Here is a 20283-nt window from a genome sequence, read left to right on the forward strand (position 1 = left end):
CCATTTTTCCGATCTGTTCGCGAACGGCTTCGATTACGGATTCCTGACTGTGACCAAGGCACGAGACGCAGGCACCCCCGGCGTAGCCGTCAATATACCGCTTCCCGTTCTTGTCGAAGATGTACATGCCCTCGCCTCTGACAGCGACAGGAAGGTGGCGGTTGGGAATTCGATGGAATACGCTGCTCATCTAGCTCTCCTCGACTTGTTGTGATTGCGAAAACGCACTCCGGATTTCGGTATCTTAGTGCGATAAGTGGATTGTCCGGCCCCCTTCAGACGCCGATCTGTAAGCCGCTTCGACCAGATCTAGTACAGCTGCTGCGTCCCGGAAATCTGCAATGGCTAGGCTGTCATCCTGCACTGCATTGAGCACATGCCGGACAAAGTCGGCGTAGTACACGTCGGTATCGAGCTCAGCAGGCACAAATTCGTGCTCAATTCCATTCACTCCGTCCCTGATAATTTCGATCCCCTTGTCAGCGGAGCGAAAGAAGCGATTGCCGGCCCGAACAGAGAACGTAAACTCACGTTGTTGGCCAGGAGCACTGGGGAATGTGTACCCACACTCGATTGTACCGATCGCCCCGGATGCACATTGAAGCGCGACGGTAATGAAATCTTCGATCGATAATTTGTTGATGAGCGCTGTGGCAAAAGCCGACACGGCCACGATTTTGCTGCAGCTTAAAGTTCGGAACAGGTCGATCATGTGTACACCAACATTGATCAATGGTCCCCCGCCTGCGATGTCGCGCTCCAGCATCCAAGGATTGCCTGCTCGCAGATAGCGGCTTGGCGGTCCGGCAACGAACCTGAAGCTTGCGTGGTCGAGCTTGACTGGAGCCTCTCCACCTTGAATGATCTTCATTGTGTCACTCAGGCGGAAGATAAAAGGTACCGCTACGAATGCTTGCTTTTGAGCTGCCTTCAGAGCCAACTGTTGAACATCTGCAGCCCTAGTTCCGCAGGGCTTTTCTATTGCGAATGGGATGCCGTGGTCGAGCAGCAGATTGGCTGTTCTGGGCATGTCGATGTGCCTGCCGAAAACGAACGCCAATTCAGGGCGCTCGCGCGCAAGAAGCTGTTCGCAGGTTGCAAAGCAAGGTGTTCCGAATTTTCGAGCCAGAGCGGGCCCGGCGGTATCTGTCGGATCGGAGATGCCTATAATTTCGACGCCAGATTTCTCCAACTCATCGAGGTAGAGCGGGACGTGCCAATGCGCTGTGTCGATCAACGCAACCTTTTTCACGGATACACTCCTTCTGTCCGGAAGTCGCTTGGTCTGATTCTTCTCGTCCACACTGCACGATTGATCGAGCGGTCTCCCGGGGGCAGCCAACCTGCTCAGCCGTACTGTCAACGAAGCGGTTCAAAGATAGCAGTTATAAGCTGCCAGAAGGATCGGGCGTTTCGCAGACCCTCAGCGTGCTTTCGGCACCCGATTTTCGATCCGGTAGGGACATTGTCTGGCGCTCCGGTAGTCAAATATCGCTGTAACACTAACCGCCGACCTACTACTGCTACCGGTTCATGGCGTCGCCTCTAGCGGTTTCCCGAAGGCCGTCACCGTCGTGCGCATGCACTTCTTGATTTCAGACGGACAATCTTGAACCTCCATCATTGCGCCGCCGCCGCAGCAACGTGTGACTCCCCGAAAGTCGAGAGTCTCTGGCTTGCGGACAGCACACCGACCAAAGCGCAGCGCATCTTCGGGTTCCGTTTGACGGCTTCCCTGGCACCTTCGCGCTCTCCATTGCCTCCGCAGGGTCACTTCCCTTGTTCGGCAACCTCTGCGTCGAGTCCATCTGCGCTTGACGCTGATAGATCTCGCTGCTTCCGTAGGGGCATGGCAATCGCGTAGGGCGTTCACCCCGCTCGCGTCCTCGCCCAAAGTTAGAAGAGGATGCCGCGCAGATCGAGGACATCGCACATAAAGACGTGGGCGAAATGCACATCTTACAGTGTAGCGGACGAGTTGTAGGATCAAGACGCGCAGACACCGGATTTGGCGGTCGCCTGCAACTGTTCGAATAATCTTTTGCTTGTGAGGCCCCTAAGCAAATCATCGCCACAGACATCGAACGGCCCTGCTCATAGGTAGATGGTCTCTGCTTAAACGCAAGAGCCATGCCGAGGCAAAAAGGCGTTTCGTACCAACAGTTGCGTGCAGGCATCCGTTTCTGTTGTGCGCTACACCGCAATCTTTTGTCTGGCTTTTGACAAGACCCAATTGAGCTCAAAAAGGCACAGTTTTGGCACAGGTGCGAGGAGGAGCGACTGCGGCCGACCTAAAACGTCATTTCGTGCTGCGCAATTCGCGGCTGGAAACCCTGGCGGTTCTGATCGTGGCCCTGGTTCAAGGCGCACGGTCAATCTGAGCATATTTGCCGGCCATTTCCCGGGAGCGGCGCAGCACAGGTCGAATTTTCGCCGCCTGCAGCGTTTTTTCCAGTCGGTCCGGCTAGATCAGGCGGTTGTTGCGCAGCTTGTCGTGCGGATGCTGAACCTGTCACGGCCCAAATGCCTGGCGCTCGACCGTACCAACTGGAAGGTCGGCTGCAAGGATATCAACATTCTCATGCTGGCCCGTCGTGACGCGACGCTTCCGCGTGCCACTGCTGTGGACGATGATTGATCACCAGCAGCAACACCGGCCTGCGCGTCGAACTTGAAAGCCGTTCATGTCATCCGTGGACAGAGAAAAGATCTATGGATCAAGACCATTGACAACATTCCCACCCGCTTCGAACACGCCTCATGAACCAGGGGTACTATGACAAGGGTTCCAAGCAGCCCTTGATATCGCCCTCTATGACCCAGGGATACCTTCGTGGTGTATCGGCCCAAGTAGTTCCGTCTAGTCACCAAGACAGTGATACCGGCCATCGCGGTATATCAATGAACCGCCATTGCCGATGCATATACCGATGACCCTGCCGATGACGATAGAATGGTTGTAGCGAATGATCGCCTCCTCGACCTCGCAGTCGATGGCCGCTGCTGCATCCTCAAGGACCGGTGCTCCGCTCAGGAGGCAGGTCCATGCAGCACCGTGGTAACGTTCTGGTCCCCTCAACCCGCCCCGTCCGGAGAACTGGTTTGCGACCGTTTCATGATCTTGGCCCAGCACGTTGATGCAAAAATGCCGGTATTGCTCGACGACAGGCCATGTTGAGGAGGATCGGTTGAGGGAAACGAACATGCGCGGCGGCTCGATCGAGAGTGCGGTCGCCGACGTGACCGTCGCTCCCGTGCGGGTCTCTCCCTCACCTGCCGTTACGATACTGACGCCGCCGCCCAGCGCGCGCAGAGCGCGCTTCAGCCCTTCGGCGTCGGCCGAAGGGCTGGCAAGGCGGCTGGTGGCAGGCTCCCCGTCGGAGGTCCTTGGGGAAGATTGTGCGGCCATCTCGGTCTCTCCTTCGTGTTCAAGTCCTCTTTCCGACCTCGCCTAAATGCATCCCGCTTTCAAGCGCGCCAAAATTGGAGCAACCCACCGCTGGTGACCTTTCGAGCACGTCAGGACACAATTGTGACGGAGCCCTACTCTACCGATTACGCTCGACCTTTTTCGGTAGAGCACTTGCGGTCACCAGGTTGCTGGCACCTCGCTCGACAGAGATCCAAAAATCGTGCCAGGTCGGGCCAGCTAGTGTGGCGCATCTTTTCCCGGGGCTCTTCAAAGTATTAAACTGACTGTGCGTCGGGGAGGCTACCGAACAATCTCGTGGCGGAGCCGACAAATCCGACAGCGATTTGCACTCCCCACGCGACGTCTCGACTTCTCTGCGATCATCGCTTCGGAAGTGACAAGCATTCCAGCGTTCGAGCCGCCATCCTGCAGCCGCCATGCGGACGACCTTGGCGGGGTCGATAACGCCCATCGAGAAAAGGGCGCCGAATTCGACCTTTTGCGCATTCCAGCCTTGGGAAAAGTCGGGCTTTCGGCGCAGCTTGCCGACAATGATCGATCCTTCCGCTACAGCGTTCTCGGCGATTTGCCGCGCTGGAGCTTCGATGACGGCGAACGATCTCGACCTCGACCCTCTCGTCGTCATTGACCTTCTGCACGTCATCGAGAGCCATGACTGTTTGCAGCAGCGCGCACGCCACCATCCAGCAGGATGCCTTCCTCAACCGCCGCACGTGTTGCATGCAGCGCATCGTCGACGCGGTCCTTGCGTTCATTCACTTCGATTTCGGTCGATCCGCCGACGCGGATGACCGCGACACCGCCGGCGAGTTGGGCGAGCCGCTCCTGCAGCTTCTCGTGATTATAGTCGGATGTCGTCTACCCCTCTCTCAAGCGCACGGGCCTAAACAACCAGTTGATGGTCAAGATCGATGCGCTTCAACCCAGTGTTCAGATGGGATATTCGGCTGGCGTCCCATCGAGCGGTGATGAGTTGAGGTGCTGCGCTTCAAGCTGATGATAGACGTGGTCTTGTGTGAAGCAGCCACAAGCATCAGAAAGGAAGCGCAGCATGAAGCATTTGCTGGACTGGACGTTTCTGTCAAAGAGACCTCCATTTGCATTGTAGACGAAACGGGTAGGATTTGCCACGAGATGAAGGTTGTCAGCCATCCTGACGATCTTGCCGAGGTTCTGACCGACGCTTCCTGGAATTTCGCACGCGTTGGCTTGAGGCCAGGCCGTTGTCGCAATGGTTGTTCAGGTGCCTCGCGGAAACCGGGTCGCCAGTGATCTGCATCGAGACGGCACGCGAAAGCGTTCCTGAAGGCACAGGTTAACAAGACCGACCGAAACGACGCTCGCGGCATCGCGCAGATGATGCGTGTCAATCTCTTTCGACCGGTCCATGTCAAAACGCCGGCAAGCCAGAAGCGACGCGTCCTGTTAACCGTACGTAAACTGCTTCAGGAGAAGGCCATTGCTATCGAGAACGATATCCGTGGCCTGTTGCGCAACTTCGGCTTGAAGGTTGCCATCGTTGGCGCCGGCAAGTTCGAGGAACGCATCCGGGATCTCGCCGGCGACATGGTCGGAACTGTGCGACATAATGGATGCCTTTCTTGTGGCGCGACAGAAACTTCGCGAGCAGTTCACCGTGCTTCATGACCGGCTGCTGTCCATTGCGAAGAATGACGCTGTTTGCAGAAGGCTGATGACAGTTCCGGGCGTTGGTGCAACAACTTCATAATGCCCGCTATCAGTCGGGTGAGGCGATTATCCGCTATCGATTTCATCCCCGTTACGGGGAAGCGGTTATTGTTGCCGGGCGCAATCGCCATGGTGACGAGGTCGCTCTGATCATCCGCCAGCTTGACGGCACCCTGGTGCAGTTGCCGATCTGGATGACGGAGGATCGTGCGGAGGTGATGATGGTGACGGAGAGTCCCCGTCTGTCGCTGACGTATCTGCGCGAACTTCGTCTTGAGCTCGATGCCTGTCTAACCTTGCTTCGCGACGATTCCCGTTGCGAAGGAGGAGACAAGCATGAAGCATCGTCAATCCTGTCACCGCCAACTCGATCTCTTTGTGCCCAAGACCCCGCCGGCACCGATAGCACCGGCCGAGCGGACGAAGCTATTGCCACTGGTGAGCGCGCTGCTGTCGGAAGCACGCGGCGCAGCCGCAGCGACGGAGGCCGGTGATGAAGATCACGTCTGACCACCTGGCGCGCGGCGCCTACATCTACATCCGCCAATCGACCGTCGACCAGCTTGCCAACAATCATGAGAGCCGGCGACGTCAATATGGCCTTGCTGACCGTGCCCGTGCTCTTGGCTGGACAGATGTGACAGTCATCGATGACGACCTTGGCCGCTCGGGTTCGGGTGTCAGTCGTCCGGGCTTCGAGAAGCTGCTGGCAGCGATCTGTGAAGGCCGTGTCGGCGCCGTGTTTGCAATCGAGGTGTCGCGTCTGGCGCGCAACGGGCGCGACTGGCACACGCTGATCGAATTTTGCGGCCTGGTTGGCACTGTGATCGTCGATGAGGATGGAACCTATGAACCACGCCATCCGAACGATCGATTATTGCTGGGCATGAAAGGGACGATGAGCGAGCTCGAACTGTCGCTCCTGCGGGCCCGTTCGATGGAAGCCTTGAAGCAGAAGGCACGACGGGGTGAGCTCTTCTTCACGGTCGCCGTCGGCTATGTGAAAGTGGGCCGCGACAAAATCGAAATGGATCCCGACCTGCGCGTGCGCGAGGCGATTGGGTTGGTCTTCACCCGCTTTGCCGAAATGCAAAGCATCCGTCAGGTGTTCTTATCGCTTCGCAGTGACCAGATAGCGCTGCCGTACATCAACCCCAGGATCTCCGGACAGCAGCATGTGCTGTGGAAACCTCCGGTCTACACGACGGTGAGCAACCTTCTCACCAATCCTGTTTATGCTGGTGCTTATGCCTTTGGCCGAACCGGAAGTCGGACGATAATCGAAAATGGCCGCAAGCGAATCGTGCGCGGCCGTCGCAAAGCTCGCTCAGATTGGGCAGTCTTGCTCGTTGATCATCACGAAGGCTATTTGTCCTGGGCAGACTTTGAAAGGAATCAACGGCTGATTGCTGACAATGCCAACGGCAAGGGCATGATGGTGCGCGGGCCGGTGCGCAAGGGAGAGGCTTTGCTCGCCGGGCTATTGCGTTGCGGTCATTGCGGCCGCCGGCTGCTTGTTGGCTATAATGGCGCCAAGGGTGATGTCGGCCGCTATAAGTGTGACGCGACCCGGAGCAATCCCGACGGTGACCCCTGTATCTCGTTTGGCGCATTACGGGTCGATGAGGCGGTGGGAGCCGAGATCGTGCGGTTGCTGCAGCCGCTCGGCGTTGAAGCGGCCATCCAGGCGATCGCGCAGCGCGAGCATCAGTCTGGCGAAAAACAGCGCCAGATCGAGTTGGCGCTCGAACAGGCGCGATATGAGGCAATCAGAGCGCGCCGGCAGTATGACACGGTCGACCCTGAGAATCGTCTGGTTGCTCACGAACTCGAGCGACGGTGGAACGGCGCCCTCGCGGCCGTACGCGCACTCGAGGAAGAACTGGAGGCCCTGGTCCGACAGCGGCCGGCCGCTTTGAGCGCCGAGGAGCGCCAGCGCCTATTGCAAATGGGGGCCGACCTGGAAGCCGCGTGGCATCATCCGGCGGCCACTGCCGTCACGCGTAAGCGCATCATCCGGGTCGTGTTGCGCGAGGTCGTGGCACACGTCGAGGGTGACCAGATTCATCTGTTGTTGCATTGGCAGGGCGGCGATCATACCCGCCTGACGGTGAGAAAGAACCGGCGGGGTCAAACGCGGTGGTCGGTCGAGCCGGAGACGGTGGAGTTGATCCGCGCCCGCTCGCGACTGATGCCCGACAAGGCCATTGCCGGACTACTCAACCGGGCAGGAAAGCGGACAGGTCGATCGAATGGATGGTCGCAGTCGCGTGTGCGGGGCTTCCGCAACACGCACGGCATCGCGGTCTACAGGGATGGCGAATGGGCCGAGCGCGGCGAAGTCACGTTGACCGAAGCCGCCAGGATGCTCAATCTGAGCTCCGCGACGGTCCTTCGCCAGATTCGCGCCGGCATCATCCCCGCCCAGCAATATTGCAAAGGCGCACCTTGGGTCATCAAACGACGGAATATCGAAGATTCGCATCTGATCGAACACGCTGGCCCATGTCTCAACGGGCCGTCATCATCAAATCTGGAGCAAAAGACCTTTGTCTTTCAGTAACGTAGCGAGATGGGCATTATGACGTGGGACCAGGGCCTGTTGTCGCTCTGGCTTTCACTGCCACGGTATGATGCAGGCGTGGAGTTAGCCCGAGAGAAGGGCCAACGGCTTTCGAACTTCGGAAGCGGCCGGAATGTCTTCAACATCGCAAACCCTCCGACAATCGAGACGCTGCGTGTGCCACACCGCAATTAAACCGAACGTTGCAACAGATCCTTGAAATAAATTCACAAAAACTTGGCGGCCGCAGCTAGCCCACAATGATACCCTCACCGCAAACCTAGGGAGCGAACCATGAGCATGAGGCACCATTGCGACTTCGAAGGAATCGGATCAGAGCATCAAATCGCGGCGGACCCACGAGTTTCCGAATATTCCGAGATGTCAGAGAAGGAACGCTGCTTCATCCTCGGGCTTCTCTCTGTCTACAAACCGAGGAAGATCCTTGAGGTCGGGGTGTCTTCCGGCGCAAGCTCCGCGCTTTTGCTGCAGGCGAGTGACGCCGACGCGCGGGTCCACTCGATCGACATATCTTCGCAATATTATCTCGATGTTTGGAACAACGTCCCAAAACAGAAACAGCGCGATACTGGTTTCCTTGTGGGACACCATTTCCCAGAGTTGATATCAAAATGGCAAATCTACACCAATGGCATGGTTTCTTCGCACATTGAGCAGATCGGGGGTGGAATTGATTTCGTACTGCTCGACGCCGCCCACGGCCTCCCCGGCGAGTTGCTCGATTTTCTGACCATCCTTCCATTTGTGACGGAGGATTGCGTGTTCGTCCTGCATGACATCAGTCTCAACCTCGTGGTGCAGAAGACCAAATCCATAGCCCCAAAGTTACTGATGTGCACAGTGTCCGCGGTCAAAATCTATCCGCGCACTAAGTTGGAACACTTCAACACGTCGAACATTGGCGCTTTCATCGTGAACGAAGAGACACGCGATATTGACGATCTCCGCGACCTCTTTCTAGCCTTGACCCTGGATTGGGTGGTGCCGATCACCGACTACAAGATGGCAAAGGCACGCAAGATCCTGGACCGGTACTATCCGGAGGAACTGGTAGCGCTTTACGACGTGGCGACAAAGAACCATGTCATGCAGCGCGAGCCAGCCAAGCAGGCAAGCCAGTCGTTACGACCGCGGTGTGAGCCGCCCTATTGAGCCGGATTTGGACTCCCTCTTTCTTCCAGACTCCTACGGCTACAGGCCCGGAAAATCGGCCCTGGATGCCGTGGGCGCGACGCGGCAGCGGTGCTGGAAGTATGACTGGATTCTGGAATTCGACATCAAAGAGCTGTTTGACAACTTTCCGCACGATCTCCTGCTGAAGCCGGTGAGAAAACATGTCGCATGCAAGCGAGGCTCTGCTCTACATCGAAAGATGGCCGGCAGCGCCGATGGAGAAGAACGGAGAAGTGGTCGAGCGCACACGCCGTGCTTGATTTGCGTCTGAAAAGGTAATATGCACATGACACATGTCGCGATCGACCGAAGCGCAGAAGGCGGCGCGTCACAATGCAGCCCATGGGTTGCTCACGCGGGGGCAAAGCGTGGCGGAGGCTGCGTTGTCGTTGTCGCGCCAGTTCGCGATGTCGCGTCGTCAGGCCTATCGCTACATCGAGGAGGCCCAGATGGTCGACCACCCGGTGACGGTTGCAGAGCCGGCGGCGGCGGTGACGTTCAAGCTCCCCCCGGGCCTGGTCGATGCCATCCGGGCGCGGGCGGCGGCGGAAGGGACGACGATCAGCGACATCGTGAGCCGGGCGCTGCGGGCGTTTCTCGCCGAAGTCGACGGCAATGGCTGAGCGACGCGGGCATGATCGCAGCCTCGTCACCTTCTGCCTGGGCCCGATCCGTGTCTTGTTGAAGCAGGCCGTGCCCTGATAGGCCGGATTGCGTAGGATCGCCCATATTCCCGATCGCTCCCAGCGGGTACCCGCCGGCGCGTGGGCAGCCCCAGTTCCCGCAAGAGCCGGGCAATCGCGCCAATGCTCAAACCATCGACCGTGTGTATCTGTCGCACACCAATCGCACGACCTCTGCCTCGGCGGCGTCGATCTCGTAGCGTGCCGGCGCATCGCTGGTCTTGCGAATATAGCGGTAGCCATAGGGCGCGCCGCGCAGGACCGATACTTCCCCGGCTTTGGCGCGATGACGCTTGCCGCGGCGGGACCGTTCGAGAATTTGCGCCCGCTCGTATTCGGCGATCAGGCCCTGGAACTGCAGCATCAACTGATCTTCCGGGGTGCCGGAATGCGGCGCCTTCAGGAAAACCGTCTCGACGCCCTGCCGGGCTCCTCGGTCAGCAGGACCTGATAGGCATACTTCCGGCTCAGCCGGTCAGGCGAATGGATGAGGACAGCCTGAATGTGGCCCTCGGCGGCGAGATCGCGCAGTCGCTCCAACCCCCCGGCCGCTGCAGACTGGCGCCGCTGAACCCTTCACGTGCCTGAATGAGCCATAAAATCGACTTCGACGAAGCCGGGTTGCGGATCATTCCAATCCCCGAAGATCCGCACCGGCACCGATCGGCGGACCGCCGAACTCATTCCCGCTCGACGACGCTGGCCGTCGCGAGCCACAACGCGCACCTCCGTCAAAAGCCGATCCATCGTCGCAGGGCTTACCGTCAGCAGCTTGCCGCGGAGCACGTCATCGATCTCTAACCGGCCATGCTGCTCAAGCGCTGGCAACAGGACAGGTATCAGCGGCCGCAGTCGCGTTTGGAACGCAGCCACTCCGATGCCTCCCACAACACCACAATCGCCTCGCGGACATCGGCGCCATAGCGAAGGCTGTGTCGGTTATCGCAGGGTGACTTAAACTCGCGATGGCGCAACGGATCGCGTGCTTGCGGTGATAGCCGGTCACCGCCACGAACTCATCCAGAATTCGGCGCTTGTCGTCCCGACACCCCATTCTATACCGCTCGACAATCGCCTCTATCAATTCCGACCGTGCTGCCATGCTGATCCGCCTCCCCATCCATCCTCCGAACCCGATGGCGAACCTCGGCCACCCCGTTCGGAATAGCGACACTGTCGATAACATTTTGCTTGAGGCAATGCGGGGGTCAAATCCTCACTTCGCTTGACAATCTCGGACGCGTCAGGGCAGACGGGGCTCTTGGAGTGTATTGGACGAAGAGATCGGCAGATCAAGATCCGCGGGCACCGAATCGACACAGGCGCTCGTCCTCGTCCTCGACGCCATGCCAGCGTCCTCTCATCTCATCGCCGATCGCGGCTATGACAGCGCGTGGTTCCGCGAGCAACTCGCAGCCAGGGGCATTGAGCCGTGCATCCCCTCGAGCCGAAGCCGCAAAGTCCAATACGCCTATGACGCTGTGCTCTACCGCCACCGCCACAAGGTCGAGAACCTATTCGCAAAGCTCAAGGACTGTCAGGGCATCGCACCCCGCTACGACCCATGCGCCAACACCTTCTTCTCCGCCATCTGCATCGCAGCAGCCATCATCTTCTGGCTTTGACCAATAAGTCCTAAGCCTAGAGGCCAAGCGTCATTGGCTTAGGCAGTTGTCAACAATCCCCTCACGACCGTCCAACGCAGTGACCTTCGTGTGAGCAGGCTCGTTCTGTGGACAGATATTCCAAGTGTTACAAGCCTACAACAAACTTTTACATAATTTTGAAAACGGAAGTCCGTCGAAATGCTATCAAGGCAACGTATGAACTTTGGCCGAAAGAGTAGGCCGATTTACACTGGAAAGACCGGGAAGGCGCCACTTAAACAGCAGTGTCTGCCTCCTGGTAGTCTCTCTCGGCAACGTGCACGACCGACCAGCCGAACCCATTGCGGGAGGGCAGTCCAATTGAACGGAGATGCGGTATGCGACGCAATGATGAAATGAAGCTCGGTCTATATCTCACTCGGGGGGCGGGATATCACCCAGGTGCATGGCGCGATCCAAGCACGGCAGCGAACCGCGGAGTTGATATCGACCAATATGCTGAACTAGCAGCACTTGCCGAAGGCGCGGCGTTCCACCTCGTATTTCTAGCCGATCATCAAGGCGTAATAGGTGATCACGCAGCCGTAGCCCGCGTAAGTGGTATCGAAGGGTTCGAGCCTATTACGCTATTGTCCGCGCTTTCATCGAGAACACAGAACATCGGCCTAGTCGCGACAGCCACGACGACGTACTACCAACCTTATCATCTTGCACGCATGTTCGCATCACTTGACCATTTGTCGCGAGGACGCGCGGCCTGGAACATTGTCACTTCCGCAAGTAATTTCGAAGCCCAAAATTTTGGTGAAAAGGAACTTCCAGATCATGACACGCGCTACGCTCGAGCGAGGGAATTCGTGGAAGTCGTCAAAGGTCTTTGGGATACGTGGGAGGACGACGTTTTCATTCGCGACAAGCAAAGTGGTATTTACGCTGACGCTTCGAAGGTGCGTCTGCTTAACCACCAAGGGAACCACTTTTCAGTCAGAGGGCCACTCAACATTTCGAGACCGCCGCAAGGCTATCCCGTGTTGGTTCAGGCTGGCGCATCCGATGCCGGAATTGCGTTCGCTGCAGAGGTGGGCGAAGTCGTGTACACCGCCGAGCCCTCTTTAGAGAGCGGAAAACAATACTACACGAATCTTAAAGAGAAAGCGCGAGCGCTTGGACGAGAGGACGATCAGGTACTGGTAATGTCGGGCATTATCCCGATCGTTGGGAGAACTAAGCAAGAAGCTTCTGAGAAGCTTCAACTACTACAATCATATACACACGATGATGTTCTGATGGAAGAGGCCTCTCTTTGGCTTGGGTCTGTCGCCGACCTGCGTTCAATTAACCTTGACTCATTAGTCCCCGAAGCTTTACCGCAAACGAATTTCATCCAGAGTCGTCAGAAATTGCTACTCGACTTGGCCGCCCGCCAGAAATTCACCTGGAGGCAGCTAATCCGCCGGATATCGGATAGCCGTGGCCATCGACTGGTTGTTGGAACCCCGGATGAAATTGCGGACACCATGGTTGATGTATTTGATCAACATGCAGCTGACGGATTCAATATATTGCCGGCTGCGGTTCCTGGTGGATTCGAGGATTTTGTTCAGCTGGTCGTTCCCGAGTTGCGCCGGCAAGGGAAATTCAGATGCACATACTTCGGACAAACTCTAAGAGAGAACCTCGGTCTCAAGCGATCACTCAATCGGTTCACGCGTCAAATGTAAGCAGACGCCCGTGAAAACTGCCCAATCCGTGGCGCGCCCTGATGCGCCGAGGCGACAGCAAGGATCCGGCGGATCTCGTCCTGGCTGAAAATATATGGGGAAGAAGGTCGACTCCTTCACCGGTGCCCAGCTGGGCTCGGGCACATAGCTGGTCCGATCGCGTCGCCGGCGGTGCAGGCAGAGCTGGCGGATGACGCCGAACTCGTTGGTGAGCGTGACGGCTTTGCGGCCGGGGTGCCGCCCATACCAGCGCTGAATTGCCTCTGCCAGCGGGATCGAGTCTTCTTCGCCCCAATGCTGCCCGGAGGAAGCCCAGGAAACGGTCGGTCTCGAACGCACCGCGCCTGTAGCGATGGCCGGCCGGTCGAGCGACCTCCTTCAACGACCAGCTAGAAGCGCTCTCGCCCTTTCCAAGTCTACAGGTGTATCGACTCCCAGCGGTTCTGTCTGAACGACACTGACGTCTATACGCATGCCGTATTCAATAGCCCTTAATTGTTCGAGGCCCTCGCGTTGTTCCAGAACGCCGCAGGGCAGGCTGACATACTTGGCAAGAGCCTGCCGTCGATACGTGTACATTCCGATATGGTGATAGTGCTCTCCCGTACCGTATGGGATAACCATACGGCTGAAGTAGACCGCTCGCCCAATGATATCGCCGGGTATCATGGCCAATGCGATTTTGACGACCTGTGGTGCGTGGAGTTCCACTGGGTCGTCGATCACAGTGGCCAGCGTCGCGATTTCGCATTCTGTATCACGGACCAGAGGTGCCAGTGTGGCCTTGATAGCCGAAGGATCGATGGTCGGCAAATCCCCTTGGAGAACAACGACTGTATCGTATTTTTCTTCGGGGTCAACCTCGCACAAAGCTGCGTACGCGCGATCCGAGCCCGACGGGAGGGCCGAATCTGTCAAGACCGGTCGACCCCCGAATTCTCTGACGGCATTGACGATCTCCTGATCCCCGCAGGCGACGACCAGCGGTCCTATGCCTGCTTCAATACCTCTGCGCCAGACATGGGCAATCATTGGTTGCCCATTGATATCGCTCAGCGCCTTGCCGGGAAGCCTAGAGGAGCCGAGTCTTGTCGGTATGACCACTATCGGGCGCAAAAATCTTCCCCATCTTCATATCGCTTTTGGCTAACTCTGGATCCCGTACGAAGTTGCGCCGACCGCTCCGCAACCTGTCGCACCGGTATACCCCATTGCAGCCTCCATACCCGACTGAAGGACCTCGCTGAGTACTCGTGCCATCAGTCACCTCATTGATTGGGGACGTTGAATCATGTCCCATTGCGATTGATTCATCGATCGACCTACGTGCTCTAGTAGGTGGATCTTCCGCCGGACATATCAAAGACGGCCCCGGTTGAAAAAGAGCATTGATCGCCCGCCAACCACGCTGTCATTGCGGCGACCTCGTACGCAGAACAAAACCGGCCCATAGGGATACGATCGAGAAGATCCGCGCGGCGCTCGCTCGAGATTTCATCAAACATCCCGGTGTCTACTGCAGATGGCGTAATGCAGTTCACTAGAACTCCAGTGGTGGCGAGCTCCTTTCCGAGAGTTTTTGTAAAAGCTATTACCCCGGCCTTGGACGCGGCATAGGGGCCAGCGAGTGACGTGCCCTCCTTTCCTTGCACTGAGGCTATGTTAATGATCCGGCCGTACCCGGCCGCGATCATGCCTACTGCCACGGCCTTACAGCAGATGAACGTGCTCGTTAAATTTGCTTCGATAACTAGGCGCCATGCGTCAACCTCGATGTCAACTGCGTTGGCGACAGGTCCGAGGACCCCGGCCGAGTTGACCAAAATCTGAATGGTGCCGAAAGCTTCACGTACGCGTGCAAGAGAGATTCGCACACTTTCAAAATCAGTTACATCACACTGTATCGGCAACAAGCGGCCTCCCTTCACGTGCTCTCTGTCTGTCAAGTCCAAAATAGCGACCAGCGAGCCCTCACTTGCAAGTCGTTCCGCTATAGCCAGACCGATCCCCCCGTTTCCTCCGCTTACGACAGCCACTTGTCCTGCGAGCCTACCTGACATTTATACTCTCCTTGAAAGATGAAACAGGTGCACTCAAATTTTTCACCGATAACAAAATACGTTACAAATATTAAATACACTGCCTTTTCTAAAACAGCTAATAGGGAGCAATCTCAAGGACCCTGTGAGGACTATCTATGAGAATCGTGCTTTCTAGACACGGGAACACCTTCTCGTCCGATGAAACGGCTATATGGGTGGGAGGGGAAGCCAATCCTCCTCTTGTTGCCGAAGGTAAGCGTCAGGCGTGGCAACTCGGAACGGCTCTCCGAAAAGCCGGCCGCATCCCGGTCGCAACATTCTGCGGCCCTTCCAAACGAACCCGCACGTATTCTGATATCGTTCTGGCGGCCTGCGGCGTCAGGCAAGTACCGGTCGAAGATTCGAGACTGAATGAAATTGATTACGGCAGTTGGAACGGGCTCTCGAACGAGGAGGTAATCCGGCGTTTCGGCGCCGATGAATTCTACAACTGGTATCAGCGCAGCATCTGGCCCGTGTCGAAGAACTGGAAAACGCGACGGAGAGGCTACGTGAAAGCGATCGGCTGTTTTCTTGATGATCTTGAACGCACTTATGGCTCTGCCAAAACCGTTCTCGTAGTGGCTGCTCATGGGCCCATTAAGTGCATCGGGCGCGCTCTCGGACAAGAACAGCCGAATTTTTTCGGCACCCAATGGCTGCGCGTCGACACCGGTAATGTTTGCGAACTGGACATGAATCATGGCGTTGCGCGCGCAATTTTCTGGAATAAGCATCCTAGCTGTATTTGCCCTGCGGCGGATGCGAGAGAGCCTAAGGAGGGTCTCTGAGCCGGCTTTTGCCTGAGGGTCTCTTCTCGGAGATGGGTGCCGAAACGTCATTGCCATAGTGTTAGTTTGCGTTTTCCATACGAGTCCCGCTTCAGCAGTCGAGGTGAAAAAAGCCTTCCTAGAATAATCCATTCCTGCTCGTCTGCGGTGTGACATCGCCGCTTTGGCAATTTACGCATCTCTTGCGATTAATAGGATGAAGTGCGTCGTGCCAACACCCTGCCGAGATTTCCACCTGGATGAACTCGCGCAAAGTCATCGCGGGTGAAGCCGCGCCACTCTTCTAGGATAACCGCTAAAGCGTCTCCGATCGCCATCATGGCGGTGGTGCTAGCCGTCGGCGCTAACCTTAAGATGCCGACCTCCTCAACCGGCCCTATATCGAGGACATGGTGGGCCATCTCAGCCAGCGAGGAACTCCCGTTTGCGGTTATCAAGGCGATCCGAATCGGCTGGGTCTTAAATGCCCGCACCATCTGCATTAGTTCTTCAGTTTGGCCCGACTTTGACAAAGCAAGAAACACGTCGCCCGAGCAAACTCTTCCAAGGCTGCCATGCAAAGCGTCGAGTGGATCCAGCGCGATCGAGCGCGTACCGGTCGAAACCAGTGTTGCCGAGATCTTTTCCCCAACAAGGCCTGATTTGCCAACGCCCGAAACGACAACGAGAGCCGAGCTTGAAATGATGTAATCTGCCAATAGGCAAATCTGTTCATCGAGACGAGCAGCGACTGTCGTAAGCGTTTTCGCTTCCTGCAGTATAGCATCCCGTGCCCGATCGAGCATTGACGATCTAGGTGCAGCAAGGCCGGGCGCTTGCGATCGGTCCTCGCACTCGATGTATCCGGCGTAGAGATCAGGCATAGTCAAGCCGCCCCGTATTTATGAGAATGTGGCTATCATAGGCCATACAGTCGTGAATGCCATGTTGTGATTTGCAAAGAAATGTTTCACTTTCAATAATGCTCCTATTGCAGGATGGCCCTTTAAAAAGAACCAGGCTATGAACGCATAAGTCGAGCTCACCCGCCCCCGTTATAGCGTTGCAGCTATCAGCAAGGATCTATCCCATTGTCGAGCGCTGCCAACCTGGAACGAGGCCTCGCGCTGCTGGAAATCCTCGCAGGAGCGCCTGAAGGACTTTCGCTAGGCGAAATTAGCGAACTCGCCGGGTTACCGAAAAGTGCAACCCACCGGGTGCTCTCCTCGTTAACTGCGTGTGGATTTGCCACACAGGTTAAGAGCCGGAACTATCGTTTAACAATGAAGATGGCCGCCTTGGGATTTCGAACCCTGGGAGACAGTGGGGGCCTGGAACATTGCCAAGCTTTGCTCAACAAACTAGCTGGGGAATTTGAAGAATTGGTCGGCATGACAGTGGTGGACAGTGACCGTCTCGTCTGGATTGCAAAGGCACAAGGTGCCCGTGGTAGCCTCGTGGTCGACGCCGGCATGGGGCGAGATGTCGCCCTGCACGCTACGGCAACCGGAAAGATTTGGCTATCATCATTGCCGACCGACGACGCAGTTACAGCTGTCCTTCGAGACGGCTTCGGAACGCCTCAGGAGCACGGACCTAACGTGCTGCAATCCGTCGAAAGCTTACTCAGGGAGTTGCATACGACCAAACAGCGAGGTTATGGATTCGTGTGGGAGGAAGCTGAGCCGGGCGTTGCTGCAGTAGCCGTCGGAATTCCGACGGCTATCGGCCAGGAAGCGCCTCTGTTGGGCACTATTAGTGTAGCCGGGCCGATCGCTCGAGTGACGCGAAATCGATTGCTCGAATTTGTTCCGACACTTAGAAAAACGTCCCTGAAACTCCTCGAGGCCGGAACCGTACTTCGGCTTTGGCGCCGTGACGCTACGCTCCCACCCAGAACGGTGCTGAATAACATCTGTTTTGAACAGGAGGAGAACCTGAATTAAATCAAATAGGGAGCCTTGGCCTGGTATCGCTTGTCTAATTGACTCGTCGAGCCATCCGCCGCAATCGGACTAGTCCCAGAGTTGTCATGATCTCCCTTAAGATGGACTGCTAATCGTAAGCACCGAGGAGTGGTGCGGAAGGAAGCCGGAAAGCCGCCTTTTCTCGGCGGGCTCGCTGCTGGCGTTCCCCATCGCGACATTGGCATGGCATCGGCTAAGCTCGAACAGAGAAGCCGTACAAGGCTCGAGCATACACTGCTTTATCCACCGTCCCGGTCGACGCGTCGGGTGATCAACGTTGGCTATCTGAGTATATGTTTAGGAGTTCTCTTATGGAAACCGTCAAAGTAGGTAGAGTTGAGTTTGGAAACACCAAGCCGGCTGTATTAATCGGCGGCGTAAATGTTTTGGAAAGTCGCGACCTGGCGTTGAATGTTGCAGAAACGATGAAACGACAGACTCTGCGGCATGAAATCTCCTATGTCTTTAAGGCATCCTTTGATAAAGCGAATCGCTCAAGCCATAAATCGTATCGAGGACCTGGAATGGAAGAAGGCCTGAGAATACTTCAGGATGTGCGCGATAGGCTTGATGTTCCAGTCCTGACTGATGTCCACCTTCCAGAACAGGCGCTTGTGGTAGCGGAAGTCTGCGATATGTTGCAACTGCCGGCCTTCTTAGCGCGGCAGACTGATCTTGTGGCGGCTTTGGCGAAGACTGGAAAAGCTGTAAACGTGAAGAAGCCACAGTTCATGAGCCCTGTTCAGACTAAACATATCGTGGAAAAATTCTGTGAATTTGGTAATAGTCGAGTAATTATCTGCGAGCGCGGTACTTGTTTCGGTTATGATAACCTGGTTGTGGATATGCTTGGCGTCTCCATGATGAGAGACGTAAACGAGGGCGTGCCAATCATATTGGATGTTACGCATTCACTGCAATTCCGCAAACCCGGAGCCACAACCTCTGGTGGACGGCGTGATCAGCTAGTTGAATTGGCACGCGCCGGATTAGGGGTGGGCTTGGCAGGTATTTTCTTGGAGGCCCACCCTGATCCCGAAAACGCACTGTGTGACGGGGCGAGCGCCATGCCGCTCGAAAAGCTTCCATCCTTTCTATTCCAAATGAAGGCCTTGGACGAGTTGGTTAAGTCGTTTATGGCCACGGAATGATTGTATTCGGTACCTGCCCCTAGTTGAGGGTAGTCCGCGGGTTGTCTGACTACGTGATGAGAGGGAGGAACTTCGCCCGTCTCTCTGCAGTCTCGAGCCTCGGCACTTCAGGCGGACTTCATGGTGGAACCTCCGCCTTCCAGGGTGTACTAGTGGTTTCCACCTAACGGAAGAGTCCGATTTGGGATTCCCCTTTGGCGGCGTCTGCGCGAGTCTGCCGGATGCGCATAGGAATCTCGCTCACCCGTTTCTTCGATTGATCGCCAGCGCCTGGCTGCGCTGATCAGGGATCGCAATGCGCCGCAGAAGCACGTCTGGCGGGCCGAAATCATCCTGCTGAGCGCCGATGGCGTCGGCACTGTCGAAATCATGCGGCAAACCGGCAAGTCCAAGACCTGCGTGTGGCGCCAGCCGCACCAGCTCATGCTTCATGTTGATGATCTGATCGAGCCTGGAGCGGAACAGGTCCTGCTCTCCCGTCTCGCGCTTCTCGCGTGGACTGGACACCGCCGTCCCCTCGATTCGCCTCGCCAAACCGAGTGAACCACGCATTGGCGCACAATGGAAATCGGCAAATCGAATTGCAAGAAAACAGCGGCCAAACACCGCAAATCCTGCAATGCCAATTCCCAGATCTTCCTCAATCAGTGAGCCAGATCAATGCCTTGCCGATAGTTCACGGGCGACTACTTGTATTCGGTAGATCCAAAGGATCTGGACCATTATGCAGTAATGCGCATCGGCGGCTGAGCTCCGGAGCGGTGGGCCCATTCTACAAGGCGGCATGCAAGCCATTCGTGGGTTCGGGTCACCGCCACCTCGGATCGTCATCGGATGCCAGCGATATCCGAGCGGCTCCGAAAGCTTTCTTATTCTCGCCGGTTCAAGCAGGCCGCAGCGCGACGCCGACCGGCGCTTGGCCAGTCACGAAGCGCCATAATTCGATCAGCAGCTTGCGCGCCATGGCGACAATCAGCGACGTGCGCGTGCCATGACCGGCATCGACCGTCCGGCCGCGGTACCAATGCGCGAGGGCGCTTTCCTTCTGGAACATGAGGAGGCGCCATGCCAGTTGGATCATTCCACGACTTCCACTTTACCCCCACGTCTTGCTCCTGGCTCAACGCCGTCGAGGGCTTCTTCGCCAAGCTGTCGAAGCGACGCCTCAAGCGAGGCGTCTTTCATTCTGTCGTCGACCTGCAGGCGGCCATAAACCGCTTCCTCGCCGAGCACAATCGACAACCCAAACCCTTCTCCTGGACCGCCGACCCCGACAAAATCAACGCCGCCGTCAAGCGTGGGCACCAAGTGTTAGATTCAATCCACTAGCTGAGCTTCTCGACCGCCACGGAGAGATCTTCGACCGGCAGGTTGGTTACCGGCTTCCAGCCGATCCGCTCGCGACCGGCCGGCGGATCCTCTTC

The 20283-nt window shown here is 56.9% G+C and carries 20 protein-coding genes and 5 pseudogenes; 14 read left to right on the plus strand and 11 right to left on the minus strand.

The window, feature by feature from the left end; all coding sequences use genetic code 11:
- Both EOA33_RS05135 and EOA33_RS05140 read right to left on the minus strand, forming a co-directional pair.
- On the minus strand, positions 1-190 hold a 190-nt coding region (locus tag EOA33_RS05135; protein ID WP_127405115.1), incomplete at its 3' end, for an aminotransferase class III-fold pyridoxal phosphate-dependent enzyme.
- A gap of 54 nt (positions 191-244) precedes the next feature.
- Positions 245-1252, minus strand: a complete 1008-nt coding sequence (locus tag EOA33_RS05140; RefSeq protein WP_190234199.1) for a Gfo/Idh/MocA family oxidoreductase — start codon at positions 1250-1252, stop codon at positions 245-247.
- Between the two features lie 915 nt (positions 1253-2167).
- On the opposite strand from EOA33_RS05140, the gene EOA33_RS05145 reads away from it, so the two are divergent.
- Positions 2168-2638: a hypothetical protein gene (locus tag EOA33_RS05145; RefSeq protein ID WP_127405117.1), complete on the plus strand. Its 471-nt coding sequence runs from the start codon at positions 2168-2170 to the stop codon at positions 2636-2638.
- Between the two features lie 222 nt (positions 2639-2860).
- Here EOA33_RS05145 and EOA33_RS05150 read toward each other — a convergent pair whose 3' ends face one another.
- From EOA33_RS05150 to EOA33_RS40250, 3 genes and pseudogenes are all read right to left on the minus strand, one after another.
- Entirely contained in the window at positions 2861-3409 is a 549-nt protein-coding gene (locus EOA33_RS05150) for a flavin reductase family protein (protein ID WP_127405118.1), read from the minus strand.
- A gap of 303 nt (positions 3410-3712) precedes the next feature.
- Positions 3713-4291 (minus strand): annotated as a pseudogene (locus EOA33_RS05155) (TCP-1/cpn60 chaperonin family protein); the annotation flags it as partial.
- 72 nt (positions 4292-4363) lie between these two features.
- Positions 4364-4585 (minus strand): hypothetical protein, encoded by a 222-nt coding sequence (locus EOA33_RS40250; protein WP_245482242.1) that lies wholly within the window; start codon positions 4583-4585, stop codon positions 4364-4366.
- Between EOA33_RS40250 and EOA33_RS05160 the strand changes: the two are divergent.
- The 6 genes and pseudogenes from EOA33_RS05160 to EOA33_RS05185 all read left to right on the plus strand — a co-directional run.
- A pseudogene (locus EOA33_RS05160) lies at positions 4556-5147 on the plus strand (transposase); the annotation flags it as partial. The gene EOA33_RS40250 and the pseudogene EOA33_RS05160 overlap by 30 nt on opposite strands.
- Positions 5143-5616, plus strand: coding sequence for a hypothetical protein (locus EOA33_RS05165; protein ID WP_127405119.1), 474 nt, complete (start codon positions 5143-5145; stop codon positions 5614-5616). The pseudogene EOA33_RS05160 and the gene EOA33_RS05165, both read left to right, overlap by 5 nt.
- Complete coding sequence (locus EOA33_RS05170; protein ID WP_127405120.1) at positions 5616-7685, plus strand: recombinase family protein; 2070 nt, start codon at positions 5616-5618, stop codon at positions 7683-7685. The genes EOA33_RS05165 and EOA33_RS05170 overlap by 1 nt, the downstream gene beginning before the upstream one ends.
- A 381-nt stretch (positions 7686-8066) precedes the next feature.
- Positions 8067-8858, plus strand: coding sequence for a class I SAM-dependent methyltransferase (locus EOA33_RS05175; RefSeq protein WP_348628218.1), 792 nt, complete (start codon positions 8067-8069; stop codon positions 8856-8858).
- Positions 8854-9130 (plus strand): annotated as a pseudogene (locus EOA33_RS05180) (reverse transcriptase domain-containing protein); the annotation flags it as partial. The gene EOA33_RS05175 and the pseudogene EOA33_RS05180, both read left to right, overlap by 5 nt.
- Before the next feature lie 42 nt (positions 9131-9172).
- Positions 9173-9502 (plus strand): ribbon-helix-helix protein, CopG family, encoded by a 330-nt coding sequence (locus EOA33_RS05185; protein WP_127405122.1) that lies wholly within the window; start codon positions 9173-9175, stop codon positions 9500-9502.
- A 187-nt stretch (positions 9503-9689) separates the two neighbouring features.
- Here the strand turns inward: EOA33_RS05185 and EOA33_RS40260 are convergent, their stop codons facing one another.
- Positions 9690-9929: a recombinase family protein gene (locus EOA33_RS40260; RefSeq protein WP_245482240.1), complete on the minus strand. Its 240-nt coding sequence runs from the start codon at positions 9927-9929 to the stop codon at positions 9690-9692.
- Positions 9930-10138: 209 nt separating this feature from the next.
- Positions 10139-10435: a hypothetical protein gene (locus EOA33_RS40265; protein ID WP_245482241.1), complete on the minus strand. Its 297-nt coding sequence runs from the start codon at positions 10433-10435 to the stop codon at positions 10139-10141.
- 398 nt (positions 10436-10833) lie between these two features.
- Here EOA33_RS40265 and EOA33_RS05200 point away from each other — a divergent pair, with 398 nt between their 5' ends.
- Both EOA33_RS05200 and EOA33_RS05205 read left to right on the plus strand, forming a co-directional pair.
- Entirely contained in the window at positions 10834-11187 is a 354-nt protein-coding gene (locus EOA33_RS05200) for a transposase (protein WP_127405123.1), read from the plus strand.
- A gap of 359 nt (positions 11188-11546) precedes the next feature.
- Positions 11547-12890: an LLM class flavin-dependent oxidoreductase gene (locus tag EOA33_RS05205; protein ID WP_127405124.1), complete on the plus strand. Its 1344-nt coding sequence runs from the start codon at positions 11547-11549 to the stop codon at positions 12888-12890.
- A gap of 378 nt (positions 12891-13268) precedes the next feature.
- Here EOA33_RS05205 and EOA33_RS05210 read toward each other — a convergent pair whose 3' ends face one another.
- Together EOA33_RS05210 and EOA33_RS05215 are read right to left on the minus strand one after the other, a co-directional pair.
- A complete protein-coding gene (locus tag EOA33_RS05210; RefSeq protein ID WP_127405125.1) occupies positions 13269-14006 on the minus strand; it encodes a 3-deoxy-manno-octulosonate cytidylyltransferase in 738 nt (245 codons plus the stop codon).
- A 215-nt stretch (positions 14007-14221) separates the two neighbouring features.
- A complete protein-coding gene (locus tag EOA33_RS05215; protein ID WP_127405126.1) occupies positions 14222-14950 on the minus strand; it encodes an SDR family NAD(P)-dependent oxidoreductase in 729 nt (242 codons plus the stop codon).
- Positions 14951-15087: 137 nt separating this feature from the next.
- On the opposite strand from EOA33_RS05215, the gene EOA33_RS05220 reads away from it, so the two are divergent.
- On the plus strand, positions 15088-15762 hold the full coding sequence (locus EOA33_RS05220; RefSeq protein WP_127405127.1) for a histidine phosphatase family protein: 675 nt from the start codon (positions 15088-15090) through the stop codon (positions 15760-15762).
- 188 nt (positions 15763-15950) lie between these two features.
- On the opposite strand, the gene EOA33_RS05225 is transcribed toward EOA33_RS05220, so the two are convergent.
- Complete coding sequence (locus EOA33_RS05225) at positions 15951-16625, minus strand: SIS domain-containing protein (RefSeq protein WP_127405128.1); 675 nt, start codon at positions 16623-16625, stop codon at positions 15951-15953.
- Positions 16626-16832: 207 nt separating this feature from the next.
- Between EOA33_RS05225 and EOA33_RS05230 the strand changes: the two genes are divergently transcribed.
- From EOA33_RS05230 to EOA33_RS05240, 3 genes and pseudogenes are all read left to right on the plus strand, one after another.
- Positions 16833-17687, plus strand: coding sequence for an IclR family transcriptional regulator (locus EOA33_RS05230; RefSeq protein ID WP_127405129.1), 855 nt, complete (start codon positions 16833-16835; stop codon positions 17685-17687).
- Between the two features lie 332 nt (positions 17688-18019).
- Complete coding sequence (gene kdsA / locus EOA33_RS05235) at positions 18020-18859, plus strand: 3-deoxy-8-phosphooctulonate synthase (protein ID WP_127405130.1); 840 nt, start codon at positions 18020-18022, stop codon at positions 18857-18859.
- Between the two features lie 221 nt (positions 18860-19080).
- Positions 19081-19267 (plus strand): annotated as a pseudogene (locus EOA33_RS05240) (IS630 family transposase); the annotation flags it as partial.
- A gap of 475 nt (positions 19268-19742) precedes the next feature.
- On the opposite strand, the gene EOA33_RS05245 reads toward EOA33_RS05240, so the two are convergent.
- On the minus strand, positions 19743-19913 hold the full coding sequence (locus EOA33_RS05245) for a hypothetical protein (RefSeq protein ID WP_190234200.1): 171 nt from the start codon (positions 19911-19913) through the stop codon (positions 19743-19745).
- 35 nt (positions 19914-19948) lie between these two features.
- On the opposite strand from EOA33_RS05245, the pseudogene EOA33_RS05250 reads away from it, so the two are divergent.
- Positions 19949-20188, plus strand: a pseudogene (locus EOA33_RS05250) (IS630 family transposase); the annotation flags it as partial.
- Positions 20189-20283: the final 95 nt, after the last annotated feature.

Origin of the sequence: Mesorhizobium sp. M4A.F.Ca.ET.050.02.1.1 (assembly GCF_003997725.1) — a bacterium.
Lineage (GTDB): Bacteria > Pseudomonadota > Alphaproteobacteria > Rhizobiales > Rhizobiaceae > Mesorhizobium.